At 63.1% G+C, this 18,493-nt stretch carries 23 protein-coding genes; 12 read left to right on the top strand and 11 right to left on the bottom strand.

Annotated elements, in window-relative coordinates; all coding sequences use genetic code 11:
* Positions 1–39: 39 nt before the first annotated feature.
* On the top strand, positions 40–3,075 hold the full coding sequence (gene uvrA / locus AB0J47_RS28340) for an excinuclease ABC subunit UvrA (RefSeq protein ID WP_364352427.1): 3,036 nt from the start codon (positions 40–42) through the stop codon (positions 3,073–3,075).
* Between the two features lie 71 nt (positions 3,076–3,146).
* Here the strand turns inward: uvrA and AB0J47_RS28335 are convergent, their stop codons facing one another.
* Entirely contained in the window at positions 3,147–3,344 is a 198-nt protein-coding gene (locus tag AB0J47_RS28335; RefSeq protein ID WP_364352424.1) for a hypothetical protein, read from the bottom strand.
* A gap of 174 nt (positions 3,345–3,518) precedes the next feature.
* Between AB0J47_RS28335 and AB0J47_RS28330 the strand changes: the two genes are divergently transcribed.
* Entirely contained in the window at positions 3,519–4,082 is a 564-nt protein-coding gene (locus AB0J47_RS28330; protein WP_364352421.1) for a dihydrofolate reductase family protein, read from the top strand.
* 7 nt (positions 4,083–4,089) lie between these two features.
* On the opposite strand, the gene AB0J47_RS28325 is transcribed toward AB0J47_RS28330, so the two are convergent.
* The 4 genes from AB0J47_RS28325 to AB0J47_RS28310 all read right to left on the bottom strand — a co-directional run bounded on the left by AB0J47_RS28325 (position 4,090) and on the right by AB0J47_RS28310 (position 7,657).
* Entirely contained in the window at positions 4,090–4,803 is a 714-nt protein-coding gene (locus AB0J47_RS28325) for an alpha/beta hydrolase (protein ID WP_364352418.1), read from the bottom strand.
* 233 nt (positions 4,804–5,036) lie between these two features.
* The gene (locus AB0J47_RS28320) at positions 5,037–6,578 is read right to left on the bottom strand and encodes an FAD-dependent monooxygenase (protein ID WP_364352415.1); all 1,542 of its coding nucleotides are present in this window, start codon (positions 6,576–6,578) and stop codon (positions 5,037–5,039) included.
* A gap of 45 nt (positions 6,579–6,623) precedes the next feature.
* Entirely contained in the window at positions 6,624–7,244 is a 621-nt protein-coding gene (locus AB0J47_RS28315) for a TetR family transcriptional regulator (protein WP_364352412.1), read from the bottom strand.
* Positions 7,245–7,312: 68 nt separating this feature from the next.
* Complete coding sequence (locus AB0J47_RS28310; protein ID WP_364352409.1) at positions 7,313–7,657, bottom strand: DUF1844 domain-containing protein; 345 nt, start codon at positions 7,655–7,657, stop codon at positions 7,313–7,315.
* Between the two features lie 335 nt (positions 7,658–7,992).
* Between AB0J47_RS28310 and infC the strand changes: the two genes are divergently transcribed.
* From infC to AB0J47_RS28280, 6 genes are all read left to right on the top strand, one after another.
* Positions 7,993–8,679 (top strand): translation initiation factor IF-3, encoded by a 687-nt coding sequence (infC, locus tag AB0J47_RS28305; RefSeq protein WP_364352521.1) that lies wholly within the window; start codon positions 7,993–7,995, stop codon positions 8,677–8,679.
* A gap of 61 nt (positions 8,680–8,740) precedes the next feature.
* Positions 8,741–8,935, top strand: a complete 195-nt coding sequence (rpmI, locus tag AB0J47_RS28300) for a 50S ribosomal protein L35 (RefSeq protein ID WP_040689021.1) — start codon at positions 8,741–8,743, stop codon at positions 8,933–8,935.
* Positions 8,936–9,037: 102 nt separating this feature from the next.
* The gene (gene rplT, locus AB0J47_RS28295) at positions 9,038–9,418 is read left to right on the top strand and encodes a 50S ribosomal protein L20 (protein ID WP_364352405.1); all 381 of its coding nucleotides are present in this window, start codon (positions 9,038–9,040) and stop codon (positions 9,416–9,418) included.
* Positions 9,419–9,456: 38 nt separating this feature from the next.
* Positions 9,457–10,254 carry an RNA methyltransferase gene (locus AB0J47_RS28290; RefSeq protein ID WP_364352402.1) on the top strand — a complete coding sequence of 266 codons (798 nt, stop codon included), beginning with the start codon at positions 9,457–9,459 and terminating at the stop codon, positions 10,252–10,254.
* 356 nt (positions 10,255–10,610) lie between these two features.
* Positions 10,611–11,402, top strand: a complete 792-nt coding sequence (locus tag AB0J47_RS28285; RefSeq protein ID WP_364352399.1) for a hypothetical protein — start codon at positions 10,611–10,613, stop codon at positions 11,400–11,402.
* A 25-nt stretch (positions 11,403–11,427) separates the two neighbouring features.
* Entirely contained in the window at positions 11,428–11,895 is a 468-nt protein-coding gene (locus tag AB0J47_RS28280) for a hypothetical protein (RefSeq protein WP_364352396.1), read from the top strand.
* A gap of 5 nt (positions 11,896–11,900) precedes the next feature.
* Here the strand turns inward: AB0J47_RS28280 and AB0J47_RS28275 are convergent, their stop codons facing one another.
* The 6 genes from AB0J47_RS28275 to AB0J47_RS28250 form a co-directional block, all read right to left on the bottom strand.
* On the bottom strand, positions 11,901–13,037 hold the full coding sequence (locus AB0J47_RS28275) for a hypothetical protein (RefSeq protein ID WP_364352393.1): 1,137 nt from the start codon (positions 13,035–13,037) through the stop codon (positions 11,901–11,903).
* Positions 13,038–13,193: 156 nt separating this feature from the next.
* A complete protein-coding gene (locus AB0J47_RS28270; RefSeq protein ID WP_364352390.1) occupies positions 13,194–13,724 on the bottom strand; it encodes a hypothetical protein in 531 nt (176 codons plus the stop codon).
* Between the two features lie 167 nt (positions 13,725–13,891).
* The gene (locus AB0J47_RS28265) at positions 13,892–14,020 is read right to left on the bottom strand and encodes a hypothetical protein (protein WP_364352387.1); all 129 of its coding nucleotides are present in this window, start codon (positions 14,018–14,020) and stop codon (positions 13,892–13,894) included.
* Entirely contained in the window at positions 14,020–14,304 is a 285-nt protein-coding gene (locus AB0J47_RS28260) for a hypothetical protein (protein ID WP_364352384.1), read from the bottom strand. The genes AB0J47_RS28265 and AB0J47_RS28260 overlap by 1 nt, the downstream gene beginning before the upstream one ends.
* Positions 14,305–14,326: 22 nt before the next feature.
* Positions 14,327–14,641, bottom strand: coding sequence for a hypothetical protein (locus AB0J47_RS28255; RefSeq protein ID WP_364352381.1), 315 nt, complete (start codon positions 14,639–14,641; stop codon positions 14,327–14,329).
* A gap of 728 nt (positions 14,642–15,369) precedes the next feature.
* Positions 15,370–15,513 carry a hypothetical protein gene (locus AB0J47_RS28250; RefSeq protein WP_364352378.1) on the bottom strand — a complete coding sequence of 48 codons (144 nt, stop codon included), beginning with the start codon at positions 15,511–15,513 and terminating at the stop codon, positions 15,370–15,372.
* A 290-nt stretch (positions 15,514–15,803) separates the two neighbouring features.
* Here AB0J47_RS28250 and AB0J47_RS28245 point away from each other — a divergent pair, with 290 nt between their 5' ends.
* The 4 genes from AB0J47_RS28245 to AB0J47_RS28230 all read left to right on the top strand — a co-directional run bounded on the left by AB0J47_RS28245 (position 15,804) and on the right by AB0J47_RS28230 (position 18,279).
* Positions 15,804–16,682 carry a helix-turn-helix transcriptional regulator gene (locus AB0J47_RS28245; RefSeq protein WP_364352375.1) on the top strand — a complete coding sequence of 293 codons (879 nt, stop codon included), beginning with the start codon at positions 15,804–15,806 and terminating at the stop codon, positions 16,680–16,682.
* Positions 16,679–16,885, top strand: a complete 207-nt coding sequence (locus AB0J47_RS28240; RefSeq protein ID WP_364352372.1) for a DUF397 domain-containing protein — start codon at positions 16,679–16,681, stop codon at positions 16,883–16,885. The genes AB0J47_RS28245 and AB0J47_RS28240 overlap by 4 nt, the downstream gene beginning before the upstream one ends.
* 214 nt (positions 16,886–17,099) lie before the next feature.
* On the top strand, positions 17,100–17,702 hold the full coding sequence (locus tag AB0J47_RS28235; RefSeq protein ID WP_364352369.1) for a DUF3558 domain-containing protein: 603 nt from the start codon (positions 17,100–17,102) through the stop codon (positions 17,700–17,702).
* Between the two features lie 55 nt (positions 17,703–17,757).
* Positions 17,758–18,279: a hypothetical protein gene (locus AB0J47_RS28230; RefSeq protein WP_364352366.1), complete on the top strand. Its 522-nt coding sequence runs from the start codon at positions 17,758–17,760 to the stop codon at positions 18,277–18,279.
* Positions 18,280–18,493: the final 214 nt, after the last annotated feature.

Below are 18,493 nucleotides of genomic sequence, written 5' to 3'. Positions count from 1 at the left end.
CACGTCTGTTGGATCGACACGATCGAGAAGGGACACCTGGTGGCGGAACGCCTCACTGTGCGCGGAGCTCGCGAGCACAATCTCAAGAGCATCGACCTCGATCTGCCCCGCGACAGTCTTATCGTGTTCACCGGTCTATCCGGTTCAGGCAAATCCAGCCTCGCCTTCGACACGATCTTCGCCGAGGGGCAGCGTCGCTATGTCGAATCGCTGTCGGCCTACGCGCGCCAGTTCCTCGGGCAAATGGACAAGCCGGACGTCGACTTCATCGAGGGACTTTCGCCTGCCGTATCGATCGACCAGAAGTCGACCAACCGCAACCCCCGGTCGACAGTCGGCACCATCACCGAGGTCTACGACTACCTGCGCCTGCTGTATGCGCGCGCGGGCACCCCGCACTGCCCGGTCTGCGGTGAACTGATCGCCAAGCAGACTCCGCAGCAGATCGTGGACCAGGTGCTCGCCATGGAGGAGGGCATCAAATTCCAGGTGCTGGCGCCGGTGGTGCGCACTCGCAAGGGCGAATTCGTCGATCTGTTCGACCAGTTGAACTCCCAGGGCTATTCGCGCGTCCGAGTCGACGGCGTGGTGTATCCGCTCACCGATCCGCCGAAGCTGAAGAAGCAGGAGAAGCACGACGTCGAGGTCGTGGTGGACCGCCTGCAGGTGAAGCCGAGTTCCAAACAGCGCCTTACCGATTCGATCGAGACCGCGCTGCGGTTGGCCGACGGCATCGTGGTGCTGGACTTCGTCGACCGCGACGAGCACGCCCACGATCGAGAGCGCCGCTTCTCCGAACGCCTGGCCTGCCCCAATGGTCACCCTCTCGATATCGAGGATCTCGAACCGCGCTCCTTCTCGTTCAACTCGCCCTATGGTGCCTGCCCGGACTGCACCGGTCTCGGCATCCGCAAGGAGGTCGATCCGGATCTGGTGGTGCCCGATCCCGAATTGAGCCTGGCCGCGGGGGCGATCGCACCGTGGTCGCGCGGGCAGACCGCCGAATACTTCACCCGGCTGCTGTCGGGTCTGGCCGAATCCATCGGCTTCTCCATGGATACGCCATGGCAGGAGCTGCCGCTGAAGGCACGCAAGGCGGTGCTCGAGGGCAGTTCCGATCAGGTACACGTCTCCTACACCAACCGGTACGGCCGCAAGCGTTCGTATTACGCCGATTTCGAGGGCGTGATGCCGTTCCTGCAGCGGCGCATGGAGAGCACCGAATCCGAGCAGATGAAGGAGCATTACGACGGGTACATGCGGGATGTGCCGTGCCCGGTGTGCAACGGTGCTCGGCTGCGTCCGGAAATTCTGGCCGTCACCATCGCTTCGAACGGTGTGAAGAAGTCGATCGCCGATGTGAGCGAATTGTCCATCGGTGATTGCTCGGCATTCCTGAATTCCTTGACGCTGGGGGAGCGGGAGACCGCCATCGCCGGGCAGGTGCTCAAGGAAGTGCAGGCGCGGCTCGGGTTCCTGCTGGATGTCGGACTGGAGTATCTGAGTCTGTCGCGGGCCGCGGCGACGCTGTCCGGTGGTGAGGCGCAGCGCATCCGGTTGGCGACCCAGATCGGATCCGGACTCGTCGGAGTGCTGTATGTGCTGGACGAACCGTCGATCGGTCTGCACCAGCGCGACAACCGGCGACTCATCGAAACCCTCACGCGCCTGCGGAATCTCGGCAATACGCTGATCGTGGTCGAACACGACGAGGACACCATTCGGGCCTCGGACTGGGTGGTCGATATCGGTCCACTGGCCGGTGAGCACGGCGGTGAGGTCGTGCACAGCGGTCCATATCAAGAACTGCTTACCGACCCGAAATCGCTGACCGGCGCATACCTTTCCGGCCGTGAGCGCATCGAGGTGCCGATGGTGCGGCGGCCGGTCAGCAAGAAGCGCCAGCTCACTGTGGTCGGTGCCAATGAGCACAACCTGCGCAATATCGACGTCAGCTTCCCACTGGGCGTGCTCACCGCGGTGACCGGTGTTTCCGGTTCCGGTAAGTCCACGCTGGTCAACGACATTCTGGCGACCGTGCTCGCGAATAAGCTGAACGGTGCGCGGCAGGTGCCGGGTCGGCACACTCGGATCAATGGTCTCGATCATCTGGACAAGCTCGTGCAGGTGGACCAGTCGCCGATCGGCCGGACGCCACGCTCGAATCCGGCGACCTATACCGGCGTATTCGACAAGATCCGGACGCTGTTCGCGGCCACCACCGAGGCGAAGGTGCGCGGCTACCAGCCCGGTCGATTCTCGTTCAATGTCAAGGGCGGCCGCTGCGAAGCATGCTCGGGTGATGGCACTTTGAAGATCGAGATGAACTTCCTGCCGGATGTGTATGTGCCGTGCGAGGTGTGCCACGGTGCCCGGTACAACCGGGAGACACTCGAGGTGCACTACAAGGGCAAGACCATTGCCGAGGTACTCGATATGTCGATCGAGGAGGCCGCAGGGTTCTTCGAGCCGGTCACCTCGATCCACCGCTACCTCAAGACGCTGGTCGACGTGGGGCTGGGCTATGTGCGCCTCGGCCAGAGCGCACCGACCCTCTCCGGTGGTGAGGCGCAGCGCGTGAAATTGGCGGCGGAACTGCAGAAGCGCTCCACCGGACGCACCGTCTACATCCTGGACGAGCCGACAACCGGTCTGCATTTCGAGGACATCCGCAAACTGCTGCTCGTCATCAATGGCCTGGTGGACAAGGGCAATACGGTCATCGTCATCGAACACAATCTGGATGTCATCAAGACCTCCGACTGGGTCGTCGATATGGGGCCCGAGGGCGGCTCCGGCGGCGGCACGGTGGTCGCCGAGGGCACTCCGGAAGACGTTGCCGAAGTAGTACCCAGCTACACCGGTCAGTTCTTGAAGGAAGTCCTGGCCCTACCCGCCGCGACCGAGCCCAAGGCTCCCGCCAAAAAGGCGGCGAAGAAGGCCCCGGCCAAAAAGGCCACCACCAAAGCGGCGGCGAACAACTCGTCGACAGCAAAGCCGGCGACGACAAAGATTCCGGCACCCAACCCGACCGCCGCGAAGCGCGCCGCCCGAAAAGCCGCCGCCCTGCGCTGATCTCGCCCGCGCACCCGTTGTCTCGCCCGATATCGGCTACTCGGTGTCGACGCTGAGGCAACGGGTGCGGCTCAGTTCTTGGGTCGACGTGCTGCGCGCTTGTCCTCCAGCCAAGCGACCAGCCAGAAGAGAGCGAAAGCTGCCGCAGTCGCATGCATGAGGATCGACGGGCCCGCGCCTGCCAGGAAACCTATCGCGAGCACGGCGAAGAAACTGCCGAACAGAGCCCAGACGCTCGGACGCTGCCAGGTCGGTGGCATGCCGGTCATAGCGCCGGTGCTTTTGCGGTGGTCATGTTATGGAATCGAACTGACCAGTCGTGTTGTTAATGCGCGCCTGGTTGATGCGTGCGTGTACCGGCGAACTGGTTGCAATCTGCCATCGGAAGACTTATCGTGAGCGCTACCGATTGCAAGATGCAATCAGATCTTCGGAGGTTCCAGATGATCGACATCGAGCCGCAGGTCGCGGGTGGGAAGGTGCTGTGGCACTTCACTATGTCGCTGGACGGATTCGTGGCGGGTCCGCACCATGCGATGGATTGGATGACCGGCTTTTCGTTCCGCCCGGGACTGGTCGCGGAGTACGTCGAGACCACGGGCGCGGTGCTCGCAGGTCGCGATGGCTGGGACGTCATCGATGGCAGTCGCCCCTATGGCGGTGCCTGGGAGGGGCCGATTTTCATCCTCACGCATCATCCCGAGGATGCGACGCCTACCGACGGAGTGACCTTCCTGAACGGTGACCCGGTCGAGGCGGTGCGCGTCGGGCTGGCGGCGGCGGGCGGCAAGAATCTGGAAGTGTTCTCGCCGAGCATCGGCCGTCAGCTGCTCGAACTCGGGTTTATCGACGAGATCGACCTGCACGTCGCACCGATCCTGCTCGGCGAGGGCATTCGGCTGTATGACAATCCGGGCGGTGTGCCGATCCGCCTACGCCATGTCGGTGCGGGCGATCCAACCTCGGTGGTCAACCTCCGGTACCGACCCGCCACCAATCCCGGCTAGGAGACTACTAGCCCGAGCGGTTCGCGACGGTGTGGATCAGTTCGGCGAGTTCCTTGTATCGGGACCACATCGGCCAATGGCCGGTGGGTAGATCGATGTATTCGGCGTCGATCTTGGCCAACTCGGCGAACAGTGGTTCCTGACCCGCGTCACGTAGTTGTTCGACCAGGTCCGCGGTGATGCTGTTGCAGATCACCGTCGTCGGGATGGCAAGGCGCGCCGGGGAATCGCTCAGTCGCAGGGGAGCGGCGGCGACTCCGGCGGGTTCGGAAACGGCACGCTCGCGGAACCGGGCCAGGGACACCTCGTCGAGCCCGGTGAGGCTATTGCCGTCGGCCTCCAACTGATCCCAATCCGGCAGCGCGAGTTCGCGAACGGTCGCATCCAGTGCGGTATTGAGGATGAACCCATTCGGTAGCGGAGCGGCGTCGACATAAATGCCGCGGCTGAAGCGTTCTGGGGCGATATCGGTGGCGAGATAGGCGGCCGCCGCACCGCCCGAGTGTGCGACGACCACCACCGCTTCATCCGGTGCGATTTCATCGAGGATGGCCTGCGCCTGCATTTCCAGGGTCGCGCCGAGCCGGTCGTCATCGTCCGGGTCGAGTCCGGGCAGGGTCAGCGCCAACACATCGTCACCCCGGTCGCGCAGATCGGCCGCGACGTCGTCCCATGCCCACGCGCCGAGCCAGAATCCGGGGATCAGAAGTATCCGTGCCATTCAGTGAGCATCGCATGCCGAACCCGGCGGAACGCAAATCCGCAGCAATATGTCTTGGGTCACCGAGATGGCCACGCGCACAAAGCGTTTCATTGTTCACAAGATGAACTACTTCGGGTCGACTGGGATTGCCCCGTGAGATCGACCGGCAACGGCGGCACGGATTGCCCCGCGTCGCTTGCGGCCCACCCGGGTGGCATCTCCGTGATTCCGGGCGGGCCACATCGGCGTGCCTACGAGCTTCGAGCTGGGCCGAACCACCGCGTCAATGCGTTCCGGAGTCGGTCATCTTCGCTACCGACTTCACCTGCCCAGGCCACATATCCGTCCGGTCGGATGAGTAGCGCGTCAGCAGGCGCGTCCGGACAGGTCGCGATCACGGTGTCGACGCGGTCGTTCCAGTCGCCCGCGATATCGGCGAACCCGCTGTGCTCGGTCAATTGGACCAGTACAGCTTGTGCCGAGTGCAGCAGATCGGCGATACGCGTTCGGCCGTCCGAGGTTTCGAGGGTGAGGTCCGGGACCATGCGTCCGGACAGTGGGTGCGGATCGCCGATGTCGTAGCGGATATCGGATCCTGCGAGCAGATGTGCGATATGTTCAGCGCTTTCAGGTGCTTTGAGTAGTTCGCCCATGAACTCGCGCAGCGCGGTGACCTCCGGACCGGGCGCCATCAGTGCGAGCTGGGACAGTGAGTGCATCATTACGCGCTCGCCGACCGGGTATCGCTCGGCGTGATAGGTGTCCAGCAGTCCCACGGGTGCCCAACCGTTCACCTGTGCGGCGAGCTTCCAACCGAGATTGGCCGCGTCCTGCAAACCGAGGTTGAGGCCGGGGCCGCCCATCGCCGAGTGCACGTGGGCGGAATCGCCGAGCAGGAACACATTTCCGTCGCGATAGCGTTCGGCCAGTCGAGTGTTCTGGCCTTCGTTCCGGCGCAAGGCGTGCGGGCCGGATCCAGGCGGTGGCGCGATCGGCAGGTCGACACCGAGCACCCGCCGCAGACTTGCGCGTAGTTCGTCGAGCGTCATCGGCGTGTCCTCCAGTACGGGATCGCCGTCGAACTCCATGGTCGCGACCAACGGGCGGCCGCGTTCGAGCTCTGCGAAGATGAACATGCCACGTTCGAGTCGGTTATGTCCGAAGGGAAGTCGCCCGAGGCCGGGAATCAGGATGCCGCCGTCTCCGGTTCGCAGTTCCTCCGGCAGGCTCACATGTGCCATCCGGACCAACTTCGATGCGTTTGTGCTGCCGGGGAATTCGATTCCGGTGTGTTTGCGGACGAAGCTCTTGCCGCCGTCAGCCGCGACCAAGTATGTGGTGGTCAGGTCGTACTCGCGCTCGGGGGCCGTCACTGTGACGGTCACGCTCCCGTCCTGCTGGACCAGATCGGTCAGCTCATGGCCCCAACGGATTTCGATACCGAGTTCGCGTGCCCTTTTCTCCAACAGGCGAACCAGTTTCGGCTGGGGGAGCAGCAGCGCGTACATCGGATTGTTCGCAACTTCGGCGAATGACACCGGCATCCCACTGAACATATAGCCGGGCACGGGCTGCGGAGCGCCTGGCGCGCCGCCGAATTCGTGGTACAGGCCGCGCATATCCAGCAGCCGAATCACCTGGCCGACAAGGCCGTTCGCTTTCGGCTCGGCGCTGGGCTCGCTCAGTTTCTCCAGCACGATGGGACGCACGCCGACCAGTGCGAGTTCGCAGGCGAGCATTAGCCCGTTCGGCCCGGCACCGGAAATGACTACGTCGAAAGAGCTTTCGGGCATGACAAATACACCTCTTGTTGCCTTTGAAAGTGAGTGTGCGGTGAGTCAGTCGCCGACGGAAGGCGCGGGAAGTCCCGCGGCTACCTCGTCGATGGCTTGTCGTAGCAGTGTGGTGAGCAATACCGGCGGATCCGCGTACACATAGGTCGCGGTAGCTGCCTGGTAGATCGCGCCGATCGCGCCGACGACGAGGCGTGGATACAGATCGCGGGCCGCGTCGGTTCCGGTGCGTGCCGCGATCGCCTCGATCCAGTCGTCGGATACCGCCTTGGACACCGCGGTTCGGGTCTCGGGTGCCTCGAGCAATTCGCGAATGACCGCCAGTTGGCGCGCGGTCGGCGGGTGGTCTCCGGCGCCGTCGGCTTCGAGTGGTTCGAGGACCGCCGAGGTGATCGCGACCCACAGCGGCTCGTCCGCGGGCCGGTTTCGCAGTGCGATCAGACTGCGCTGGATCCGCTCGGTCTGCCGGTAGGCCAGCGCCTCGTGCTTACCGGTGAAGTAGTTGTTGAAGGTCCGGACCGATACGCCCGCGCGGGCGGCTATGTCCTCTCTGGTGATATTGGCCAGTCCGTGTTCGAATGCCAGCTCGAGCGTCGCATTGCTGAGTGCCTTGCGGGTGTCGAGCTTCTTGCGCTCGCGAAGGCCGAGGACTTGCTCATCTGGCATGACACCAGAGTACAACGAAAATTGCCCGGCGGGCAATGTTTCCCGCTGGGCAAAATTTCAAGGAGTTACTACGCGTAGACCGGGCCGGTGTACTTCTCGCCCGGCCCCTTGCCCGGCTCATCCGGATGTGCCGAGGCCTCGCGGAAGGCGAGTTGCAGCGACTTCAGGCCGTCGCGGTAGGGACCGGCATGCGGGCCGAAGTATTCGATGGACGAGGTGACCAGCCCGGCGAGCGCGGTGATCAGACGACGAGCTTCGTCCAGATCGCGGCGTGGACTGTTGTCCGGATCCTCGTCGGCGAGCCCGAGCTTCTCCGCCGCCGCGCTCATCAGCATCATCGCGGCGCGGCTGATGATCTCGACCGCAGGGATCTCGGCCAGCTCGCGGACGTCGGTCGGGTCGGGCTCACTCATACGCACGAGGATGGCATCGTGGTGGTCGGGCGCGGTCGCCGGGGCGGGGCGATTCGGCGATAGCGAGTGGGAATGTTAGACTTTCCGCTGACGACCGCCCCGGGCTTGCTCGGGGCCAATAAGTGGAGCCCGACTCCCACCGTTGCCGACGAGCGATCGTACTGGTTAAACGGTCCGGTCCCCCGTCCTTTCGAGGCGGGTTTCTTGTGCGGGGATCTCTCACGGGATCATCGGACAAGGTCGACGCGAGCTTGCTCGTGGTCGAAGGCCGGTCGACTCGGGCCCCGTGGCGGAATACCGCACCGGGGCTTTTGTGTTGAAAAGGGGTTGCCGTTATTGCGTGCGGTCGTCTGACGACACCGCTTGACCTAGGAGGCCCCATCAGCACTGAGACCCGCATCAACGATCGCATCCGCGTTCCTGAGGTCCGACTCATCGGACCAGGTGGTGAACAGGTTGGGATCGTGCGTGTTGAAGATGCACTACGCGTCGCCCTCGAGGCGGATCTCGACTTGGTCGAGGTCGCGCCGGATGCCCGTCCACCGGTCTGCAAGATCATGGACTACGGCAAGTTCAAATACGAGACGGCGCAGAAGGCGCGCGAGTCTCGCAAGAACCAGGTGCAGACCGTTATCAAGGAGCAGAAGCTCCGTCCCAAGATCGACGACCACGACTACGAGACCAAGAAGCGCAACGTTGTTCGCTTCCTCGAGGCCGGCTCGAAGGTCAAGGTGACGATCATGTTCCGCGGTCGTGAGCAGTCGCGCCCCGAATTGGGCTTCCGGCTGCTGCAGCGTCTGGCCTCCGACGTCGCCGAATTGGGTTTCGTCGAGACCTCCGCCAAGCAGGACGGTCGCAATATGACCATGGTCCTCGCGCCGCATAAGGGTGCGAAGACGCGGGTGAAGGCGCAGGAGGATTCGCGGGCACCGCGTCCCGCCGCCACCGAAGCGCCTGCCGCTCCCGCACCTGCTGCGGGCGCACCGGCCGCCGAACAGGTCGCGCCGGCCGAACCGCAGTAATACCGATCAGAGAACCGGTGGTCCGACGCGGACCACCGGTACGAGACAGATAGAGGAATCCATGCCGAAGATGAAGAGCCACAGCGGCGCCTCGAAGCGATTCAAGGTTTCGGGCCGTGGCAAGCTGCTGCGTCAGCAGGCGAACCGTCGCCACCTGCTCGAGCACAAGTCCACCCGCCGGACTCGTCGTCTGGACGGCACGGAGGCCGTCGCGTCCGTTGACGTCCCTCGCGTCAAGCGCCTCCTGGGTCTCTGAGACTTTCAGGCCAGCCCCGCGCGACCGGGATTCCGGACGCCGACCACCGACAAACATCCGGGCGCCACGCATGCGCCCCCTAGATCGACAAAGGACTGACCCATGGCACGCGTCAAAAGGGCCGTCAACGCGCAGAAGAAGCGCCGTTCCGTTCTCGAGGCCTCCAAGGGCTACCGCGGCCAGCGCTCGCGCCTGTACCGCAAGGCCAAGGAGCAGCAGCTGCACTCGCTCACCTACGCCTACCGGGACCGCCGGGCGCGCAAGGGTGACTTCCGCAAGCTCTGGATCGCCCGCATCAACGCCGCGGCGCGCCTGAACGACATCACCTACAACCGCTTCATCCAGGGCCTCAAGGTCGCCGGTGTCGAGGTTGACCGCAAGATCCTCGCCGAACTCGCCGTCTCCGACGCCGAGGCGTTCGCCGGTCTGGTCGCCGTCGCCAAGGCCGCTCTCCCGCAGGACGTCAACGCACCGGCCGCCTGATCCGCACCTGCGTGACGACACAGCATTCGGAACGACCCGTGGACGCGCTCTCCGAGCACAATCCGCGGGTCGTTTCCGCTGTCAAGCTCCAGCGCGCCGCACAGCGCCGCAAGACCGGGCAGTTCCTCGCCGAGGGCGCGAATTCCGTTGCGGCGGCGCTGGAAACCGGTCGGGTGCGCGAGCTGTTCTATTCGATGCACGCCGCTACGCGGGAGAATCCGCTGATCGCCGGGGCCGCCGCCGCGGGTGTGCGCACCACACTGGTGAGCGAGCGTGCCGCCGAACACCTCGGTGAAACCGTCACGGCGCCAGGGCTTGTCGCGGTGTGCGATCACGTTGACGTGCCGCTGGCAGACGTATTGGCTGAGCGGCCGACGCTGCTCGCCGTTCCAGTGGAGATCGCCGAACCCGGCAATGCGGGGACTCTCATACGAGTCGCCGATGCGGTGGGCGCGAATGGCGTTGTGCTGGCGGGGGATGCGGTCGATCCGCACAACGGCAAGTGCGTTCGCGCGAGTGCGGGCAGTCTGTTCCACGTGCCGATCGCTCGGCATCGCGACATCGGCGAGGTGCTCGATGCCGTTGCGGCCGCGGGCATTACGGTGTTGGCGACCGCAGCCAAGGGGGAGGTCGATTTGGACGAGGCTGACGAATTGTTAGCCGGTCCGGTGGCTTGGCTGTTCGGTAATGAGGCGCACGGTCTTGACCCTGCCGTCGCCGCGCGTGCGGATCATCGTGTGCGAATCCCGATCCACGGCCGTGCCGAGAGTCTGAATCTCGCCGCAGCAGCAGCTATCTGTCTGTACGCGAGCGCGCGGGTCCAGCACACGAAATAGGCTGGGCGCGAACCCGCAGTGGAATGCTCCGGTCGGCTGAGTTCGTACTCAGCGTGCCTGTTGCGGTCGACCTTGTCGGCCTTACGGCGTAGTCGGACAGTTCCTTGCCGCTCCGTCGAAACCAGCACCCGGGGGTGCCCCCCAATTTCGAATACCGCACGCCGACGTTGCCGCCGCTGAGATGAGCAGCCTCCGTACAGCTTCGCCCAATGACTCTGTACAGCGGGTGAAGCCGTCGTTTGGTTCAGGAAGTCGGGTGCCAGCGCGTCGGCTCGGAAATACTCGGGAGCCTGCCGCTGCCGTCACGCACGCGTTCGGGTTCGCTCTGCGGAAGATGGTCGGGCACTGGTTGTTTCGTGAACTTCCTCATGGGTAGGGTTGAAGGTGGCGAGATGCTCTATCGACTGGGGGAGAGATTTTCGATGGCGCCACAAATTCCGGGTATGCCGACGCCGCTACCGGATGACTCGGGACAGGCTCCGCGTGGTTCGCAGCCGTGGTACAGCCGCGCAGACGATATTGCATTCGCGGAGACGGCAACTGCTGCGGTAGTCGCTGCGGATGCCCAAGGGTTGACTCACGCATCGAAACATCTGCGTCACTATCTCGATAACTCCGGCACCGATTTGATTCTTGATCCGGACCAGATCCTGAATGATGATTCCACATTGAAGCGGTTCGCCGAAGATATCGTCGCCAGGTCAATCCTGAAAATCGCCGACCAAGCAGCGGTATCGAACAGCTATGAGAATTCGATTCCCTTCCAGTCGGGGTGGGATGGCTATACATTCGATTCTTCGAGCCAGCGGGACTGGTTTCTGGCGATAGGATCGATGCACGTTGCCGCCAGCGGGGTGGTCACGGTTCATCGTCCGGACAACGGCGCACAGCCTCGTGTCACGGTCTACTACGCGATTCATCTGCATGACCGCTACAACTGGGATGGCCAAAAGTCGACCAAAATCGCTGGAGTCAACGTCACCGACCGCCAGTTGGGTGCGTTGCATACCGCCGGGTTGGCGCAGGAATTCGAGCAGTACGGTTCATCGATCGAAAAACTCTATGAGGGGGTAGTGCCCACCAATGGCTCAATCGACCTGCAGGGGCCGGAAAATCGCAAAGACACCCGCGCCGACCCGACCCGGTGAGCGGCGTTCGATGGCGGGTCCGGGGATGACGCTGCGCGTGCTGCTTTCCGGGATGCTGGCGCTGGTTTCACTGACCTTGGCTGGATGCTCGAGCGCCGTCGATCGTGCGATAGCGCCGGATGTCGAGACGTCGACCAGTCCGGAACTGGTGCGGGAAGCCACGGAATTCGGCGGTTGGACGCTGCCTGTGAATGGGAAGGTCCTCATGGTGCGAAGGGAGATCGTGCGCCATAAGACATACGAGTTGGCCGTGGAGATGTCGCCGGACGAGTTCCGCTCAATGTTGGAGGCGTCTCATTTCACGGCTACTTTCGAGAAGCTGTACCTGGCCTCTCATGAGACGACGATCGCCGGGCCCGATTTGGCGTCGTCGCCGAATGTCGAGAAAGCTCAGGATATGTTCCAATCACCGACTGGAATCGGGATGCTCCGTACCGTCATAGTCGATGAGCGCGATGCGGATATTCGGATCGCGCACATTAGGTTTTTCTGAAGCAATCAGACCGAGGATGCGGTGGAATCGATACTGTGCTCCCACCAGGTATTGTTGCCGAATCCATACTTCACATTGCCCATATCAACTACCACTTTGGCAGGGATCTCGAAATCCGTTGCGTTGTAGGTGGGAGCCGCCTGTCCGGGGCAATAGTTGAGCGCCTTGGAAATCTGGCCGACAGCTGTGGCGATCGAGGTCTTCGTGGATTCGGCCGTCTGCTTCAAGGAATTGACCGCCGAAGTGATCTGGGATCTGAGCGTTTCGTTCATGGGATCGTTGATCCGCAGTGCCCACACTCCCAATGGCATGGTGAAGCCGAGTGCGTTGATGGGCTTGGTGATCGCGCCGCTGATTCCGATCGCCTGGTTGTACACGAGGCGTTCGAGGAGTGCGCCCCCGTTTTCCACGATCTTCGACACCGTCTCGACGCCATTGCTGCGTTCGTCGACCGATCGTCCAAGGCCGCCCGCGCTCGATTCGAAGCTCTGCGCGGCACCTCCCGTCCAGACCCTGCGTAACCATGTGGTTCCGCCAGAGATGTTCTGCGAGGTGACGTAGTCGTTGATTCCGAGAAGCCCGATCCGCTTACCGATGGCTTGCAGCGCTTCCCAGTCCGATACCAGAAAGGATAGATAGTCCGCCGCGGGCTTGATGCCGACCTGGCTCCAGGGGTCGTCGTAGGCGGAGATCAGATCGATCGCTGAGGTAACCACCCGCCGGATGGTGTATGTACCGTCCTCGACATGCGGCAGGTTGGGAAGTTGCAGACCGCTGTACCGGGTGACGCCGTGTGGATCACCCGATCGACCGGACGTTCCTGCGTCTCCGGTCACGTCCGAGGTACCCGCCGATATCGAATCCGCGTACGCCTCATCGGTGGCTCGATAGCCACTCTTGGCGGTGGAAAGATCTGTGACCAGGGCGTTCAGCGTGGTCACGTCACGTTGGTGTGCTCCGGACAGCGTGTTGTGAAAGCCATCCAATGCCGAAGTCAGCGTGGCCAGCAGCCCCGTTGTCCCCGAGGGGAGTACCAACCCCGACAGCTGGGCAGAGGCGTTCGACGAAAAGTTCGTTACCAGGTCCTGGAGATCCAAAGCGAATCCGGCAATACTGGGCAGGTCGACGCTGAACTCATCCACGCCGACCCCGAATCACATTGCGGTACTGCACAATCAAGAATTGCCCCACCCGTGTGGATTACAGGCAACACCTTACTGGGCGCCGCCGCAGGGCGGGCGGCCGTGCAGCGGGCTGACTGCCGGGTTCTACGGGGGCCCAACCGAAGTCAGCGACGGTCACCAGATATCGGTCCAGACGGGCCGTTTGGGAATGTCGAACAATGCGGAATTCTTGTGGACCACAACGGGAACCGAGGAGCCGACGCTCAGTCGCTCGGCCAGTGCTCGCGCTTTGACCTCGCGGAATTGAGGGTAGAGGTACTGCTTCCGCACGCGGGCGTCCGCACCCGAGTCCGGGTGCGGGAACTGAACTTCGACCCGCACCTGCCACAAATCGTAGCTAAGCGTCCCCGAGCGGTGTTTGTATCGCAGATCCGACTCGGCCACCACCGCGGACACCGCGATCCCGGCCCGCCGCAGGTAATTCCGGCGCAGCTGCCATGCGGCGGCTAGCACGAGCATCCACGCAACCATGCCCACCAATATGCTCACTGGAAGATACAGCGCCATGGTGAGTTGCGAACCGGTCCACCGGACTATCGCGGCACCCAGGCTGAGCACGCCCGTCATGAAGGCCACCGCCGCTAGCGCGACACCCAGCGTCCACACCAGCGACATCGGGCCGATCATCTGCTGGGACCGCCCCATACCAACTCCTCGACCAAACCGGCAGTAAGCCACCGAATCGAAGCTATGGCATGAATCGAAGAAGTACCACACTCCTGCGTAGGCTGCGTTGGCGCGCGTGGAGTCCATGCGCTCGTCCGATCCGGCAACTGCCACATTGAGCCGAAACCTATTGTGGGTCTTCGTCGCTATTCACTTCCGCGCCACTTCTGCTTGGGCTTACGCTGGGACACCCGCACTGGCCAGCACACCGCCCACAGCAACACCACCGACGGCACGCCAGCCGCCAGCACCAGCCCGGCCGTGCTCCAACTCATTATCCCTGCCTCCCCGACGAGAACGCGGTCCAACGAGCGAAAGACATTCGCGGAGCCACGGTTTCGACATCCGCGACACACATCACCGCATGGAGCATGAGCGCATCCATATGCAGCGGCGACGGCATGATCACCGCATCCACATCCGCACCCCGAACCTGGTCCACCAGCGGCACTAGCGTGATCTCCGGCGGCCACACCAGCGCGTAGCCGAGCCGCCGCGCCAGCCGCCGCACCTGCGCGGCATCCCTTCCGGCATTCCGGTGACCACCGGGTCTATCCAACCCAGCGCGGTCGGACGCGGCCTCATCGCTGCCCTGCATCGCGGGGTGCGGCCGTCGGTGTGAGCCGTGCGGCGAGCGCCGCGGCATCCGCACCGGGGTTGGTCAGCCCATCCAGCACATCCAGCAAGGTCTGCATGTCGGGGCCGGGCGCCGCCGGTGGCTTGGGACCAGCGAAATAGCGACAGTCCAGCCGCTCGGCGTCACAACGAGTCTCGATTACGCACTCCGGCCCATTGGTCCGTTCGAAGCGGGCGGCTTTCGGTCTTCTCTCGTCAGCGTCGGCGGATGTGGATCGCCACGGCGTGTACTGCTGGCAGATATCCATGTCCGGGCTCATTCCGTGCTGTTCCTCCTGATCGCGTATTGGTAAGCACCGCCGCCGAGGAGCAGTCGCCACCGACCGGGCCGTTTGGCGGAATGGTCGATATGCCGATGCGAACACGGCATCATCCCGGCGGCGGAGCTACGACGAACCATTGGTATGCCCGTGCCGGGGATGCAGCCCCCGGCTCCGGGACGACTGTGTGGCACAGGTTGATTCGCCCATTCGCGGGGACCGCGTCCGCGAATCGTTCGACCACATCGGCTGGTGCGCCGCTGTAGACGGCCGGTCGACCGATGAACGGATCCGGTTGCGGCAGGGCCGAATCGCGGTCCACCGCTCGAGATCGGAGGCGGTTCGGGTCTTGGGTGGTCACCGGCCATCCTGACCGGTGTTCTCCGCACCCGGATCGGCGTGGAGTTCCCCACGGCATGAACCAGCCGCACTCCGTAAAACAGGGTAATGAGCACGACGATCAGAGCGGGCATTGGACAGCACCCCTCGGTTGTCCGGTTTCGGAGATCTGTTGTCAGGCAGAGGGTCTGGTGCAGGTCGGGCAGTCGGCGGGCGAATCGGTGGGGTGCGGATGTCCCGTCTCGATCAGGCGTGTCCAACAGCCGCGCAACATCTCACACGTCCCTACCGTGCAGTCGGCGTGTAGGGCGAGGGAGATCTCCTGATGCATCTGCGCCGGTGCCATCGCATGGCTCGGATACCGGTGCTCGATGGGATCGGCGGCCATATCAGAACCCCTGGTGCGGAACATCAGCCGGGACCAACCGCCCGGCCTCGATCAGCCGTTTCTTCGCCTGCGCCTTGACCGGGCACATCGACGCAGCGCAGTCCAGGTGGGCCTGCATCGTCGCGTGGGCGTATTCGATTGTCATTACAGGCAATTCGCTGTGGTTCGTTATAGGCAGGCCGTGCATAACGGAGACTCCGAACGTGGGTGTGGGTGTCTGGAATGCCCGATAGTCGAGGCTGAAACTACCTGCGCGACAAAGTTATTCACTGAGGCAGCGGGTGCATCCCGGCTACCGGGGTGATTTCAGTAGTACGCTCCAGTGGGACACTTTGGAAGATTTCTACCTGCGATTTGCGGAACTAATTCCCGCACTTCCAGATTGCCACTCATGATCATTCCAAAATGTACGCCAACGACTAGTGAGGCTACGTAATGACCGGTTCGGCTGTACCGCGTCGGATGTTGGGCCGTCAGTTGAAGAGGCTCCGAGAGGAGTCTGGTGTATCGCCAACCGCAGCGGCCAGGGCGATCGAGGTGTCACCTCAGACGCTGTGGCGGATGGAGTCGGGCCAACGCGGGCCGAAGCTGAAGGAGCTCTACGTCGGCGTCTTGTGCGAGATGTACGGCGCGACTGCAGAAGAGAGTGCGGCGCTGACCGGCCTCGTCGCGGAGACGAAGAAGCCGGGCTGGTGGCACAGGTACGGTGATGCCGTTCCAGCTGACTTCAACCTGTTCATCGGGTTGGAGGAGGCCGCGAAGCGGATGACAACCTTCCAGCTGACCCTTGTCCCCGGCCTGCTGCAGACACCGGATTACCGGCGGGCGCTCGCATGGATCGAGTTTCCCGGCCATGCCGCCGCTGCCCTGGAAACGCTGATCGAGGTCCACAGTCGGCGGCAGTCGAGGTTGCGGGACAGTGCAAGCGACTTCGAGTTCCGGGTGCTCCTCGGTGAGTCGGTGCTGCACCATCAGGTGGGCGGTCCTGCTGTGATGGCGGAGCAACTTCGGCATCTTGCGGACGTTGGCCTCTCGTCGAACGTGTCGATTCGGGTGATCCCTCAGCGGATCGGAAGCCATCGGGGCTTGATCACGGGATCGTTTGTGTTGATGGAATTTCCCGTACATCCGACGTCTCGGCTGACCGAGCCTCCAGTCGTATATGTGGAGGGCTATACAGGGGCTCTCTACTTGGATCAAGAAGCCGAAATCACGCAGTACCGCACTGCAATCGCGCAGATCCAACAGGTAGCGTTGTACGAAGAGCAGAGCAGGGAACTGCTACTGAAAGTTGCAAGGGAGTACCAAGCGTGAGCATCGACCTGTCCAGCGCAGCATGGTTCAAAAGCAGCAGGTCAGCCAGTCGTGACACATGCGTGGAAATCGCGCACCTCGAAGGCGGCATGGTCGGGGTGCGGGACTCGAAGGACCCCATGGGACCGGCTCTTGTGTTCAGACCCGCCGAGTGGGATGCGTTCACAGCAGGTTTGCAGAGCGGGGGGCTCGAGCTGTCCTGAGTGGCGTGTCCATGTGAAATCGTAAGAAACCCAGGTGCTTTCGCCTTAGATTCTTTCGTTCCTATAACTCCACGCGCGCGCGTCGGCGACGCTAGGTGGACGCCATCGGCTCGGCTGACGCTGGCCCAACGCCTTTGCGTGCTGGTGACCTGGCCGGTACGGTCTAGACGAGCTTTGGTGGGGGCGGGGTAGCCGGTCCGGTCCCAGGTCTGGGATGGCATTGGCACGAGAGGACGAGATGGCCAGCTGGAGTGGTGTGGTCCGGGGTGTGGTTCTCGGTGCGGGGGTGGTCATGCTGGCTTCGGCGTGCAACTCCGGTGGGGAGTCGAAGGGTAATACGAACACTGCGTCGGCGACGCCGACCATCGCAGCGGATGTACCGGCCGGGTTCGACGCGTGCAAGGACATCCCGCAGGCTCTTATTCAGTCGGAGAAGCTGAAGAACAAGGGGGCTGACACCACAGATAGGCCCGGTGGCATCAAGTGGCGCGGCTGCGGCTGGGTTCAGGCTGGCGGCGACGGATACGCAGGCTCGATCGACACCACCACTATCACCTTGGCGATGGTGCGAGCCAACAAGGACTTTAAGGTCGCTGAGGAGTTCAGCATGGGCGGGCGGGCGGCACTTACCTACAGTCCAAGCGCGCAGAACGATTTAAAGGAGCACTGCATCTTGAATGTCGAGATGAAGGGCGGCAGCCTCGAGGTCAGTATCATCAACCCGCCTTCGGCCAAACTGACTGCCTCCCAGCACTCTTGTGACATCGCTAAGCGCCTGGCGGAGGGAATCGTTCCAGCGATACCCGCCACCCTCTAAGCTTGAATCGATCTCCGGTCGATCCCAGCCGGAGCCCTGGGGAGGAATGCCAACGATGAGTAACGATACGACGATGCCGGCATCAGCCGGGCCGCTGGCCATCGCGATTAAGGATGCTCAGGACGGCAAGCTGACCGTCAGCTTCAGCGACGACGTGCGGGTCAACGCCGACGAATTCGTCTACATCGAACGCGACTGCGAGGCGTTCAAAGAAGAGATAAGGGACCTTCAACGGATCGCGCAATCGATCTCGGACCGTGAGCACTGGGGTCTCGGCGAGACAACGGACGGCATGACCTCGGCCGCCACACTGGTGGCTCGCTTCCGTGGCAAGGCCAAGATCGTCAATCCAGCCACCGACACGGACAACAACGTCTACGACATCCTCCAGCAGCACTATCAGATCGTCGACGACATCCAAAACCTCCACCGCACAATCGCCCAGAAATACGTCGAGCAGGATCAAGAATTCGCCGCTCGCTACAACGAGTTGAAGGCGAATGTAGAACCCAGCCAGATCGGTACCCCGAACCAACTGGGCGTGATTTCGCCCCCCGCCGTCGGTGCCTCGAAATGAGTGATTCGAGTATCCAGGGGCGCGCCGACCAGCGCGATCAATGACGCCCGGACGCTGAACTACCCGCAGCAGCGGAAATGTACGCGCGGCACAGGATTTCGCAACCCACAATGGGGGGAGACAGACCTGTCCATGACGGCATTCGCCCCACTCAATGTCGAGTTCCACAGCCACGCTATGGAACTCGAAGCGGGCGGTCCCAACAAGGCCGCTG

This window comes from Nocardia sp. NPDC049737, from assembly GCF_040674755.1.
GTDB lineage: Bacteria > Actinomycetota > Actinomycetes > Mycobacteriales > Mycobacteriaceae > Nocardia.
Note: the sequence above shows the minus strand (reverse complement) of the source record. Positions and strands in the feature narration are given on the sequence as shown.

Bases quoted from the DNA above. Each gene is read 5' to 3' on its own strand.
- AB0J47_RS28335 (WP_364352424.1), bottom strand. From the start codon at position 3,344: ATGACCGGCATGCCACCGACCTGGCAGCGTCCGAGCGTCTGGGCTCTG.
- AB0J47_RS28330 (WP_364352421.1), top strand. From the start codon at position 3,519: ATGATCGACATCGAGCCGCAGGTCGCGGGTGGGAAGGTGCTGTGGCAC.
- AB0J47_RS28325 (WP_364352418.1), bottom strand. From the start codon at position 4,803: ATGGCACGGATACTTCTGATCCCCGGATTCTGGCTCGGCGCGTGGGCA.
- AB0J47_RS28320 (WP_364352415.1), bottom strand. From the start codon at position 6,578: ATGCCCGAAAGCTCTTTCGACGTAGTCATTTCCGGTGCCGGGCCGAAC.
- AB0J47_RS28315 (WP_364352412.1), bottom strand. From the start codon at position 7,244: ATGCCAGATGAGCAAGTCCTCGGCCTTCGCGAGCGCAAGAAGCTCGAC.
- AB0J47_RS28310 (WP_364352409.1), bottom strand. From the start codon at position 7,657: ATGAGTGAGCCCGACCCGACCGACGTCCGCGAGCTGGCCGAGATCCCT.
- rpmI (WP_040689021.1), top strand. From the start codon at position 8,741: ATGCCGAAGATGAAGAGCCACAGCGGCGCCTCGAAGCGATTCAAGGTT.
- rplT (WP_364352405.1), top strand. From the start codon at position 9,038: ATGGCACGCGTCAAAAGGGCCGTCAACGCGCAGAAGAAGCGCCGTTCC.
- AB0J47_RS28280 (WP_364352396.1), top strand. From the start codon at position 11,428: ATGACGCTGCGCGTGCTGCTTTCCGGGATGCTGGCGCTGGTTTCACTG.
- AB0J47_RS28270 (WP_364352390.1), bottom strand. From the start codon at position 13,724: ATGGGGCGGTCCCAGCAGATGATCGGCCCGATGTCGCTGGTGTGGACG.
- AB0J47_RS28265 (WP_364352387.1), bottom strand. From the start codon at position 14,020: ATGAGTTGGAGCACGGCCGGGCTGGTGCTGGCGGCTGGCGTGCCGTCG.
- AB0J47_RS28255 (WP_364352381.1), bottom strand. From the start codon at position 14,641: ATGAGCCCGGACATGGATATCTGCCAGCAGTACACGCCGTGGCGATCC.
- AB0J47_RS28250 (WP_364352378.1), bottom strand. From the start codon at position 15,513: ATGACAATCGAATACGCCCACGCGACGATGCAGGCCCACCTGGACTGC.
- AB0J47_RS28245 (WP_364352375.1), top strand. From the start codon at position 15,804: ATGACCGGTTCGGCTGTACCGCGTCGGATGTTGGGCCGTCAGTTGAAG.
- AB0J47_RS28235 (WP_364352369.1), top strand. From the start codon at position 17,100: ATGGCATTGGCACGAGAGGACGAGATGGCCAGCTGGAGTGGTGTGGTC.
- AB0J47_RS28230 (WP_364352366.1), top strand. From the start codon at position 17,758: ATGAGTAACGATACGACGATGCCGGCATCAGCCGGGCCGCTGGCCATC.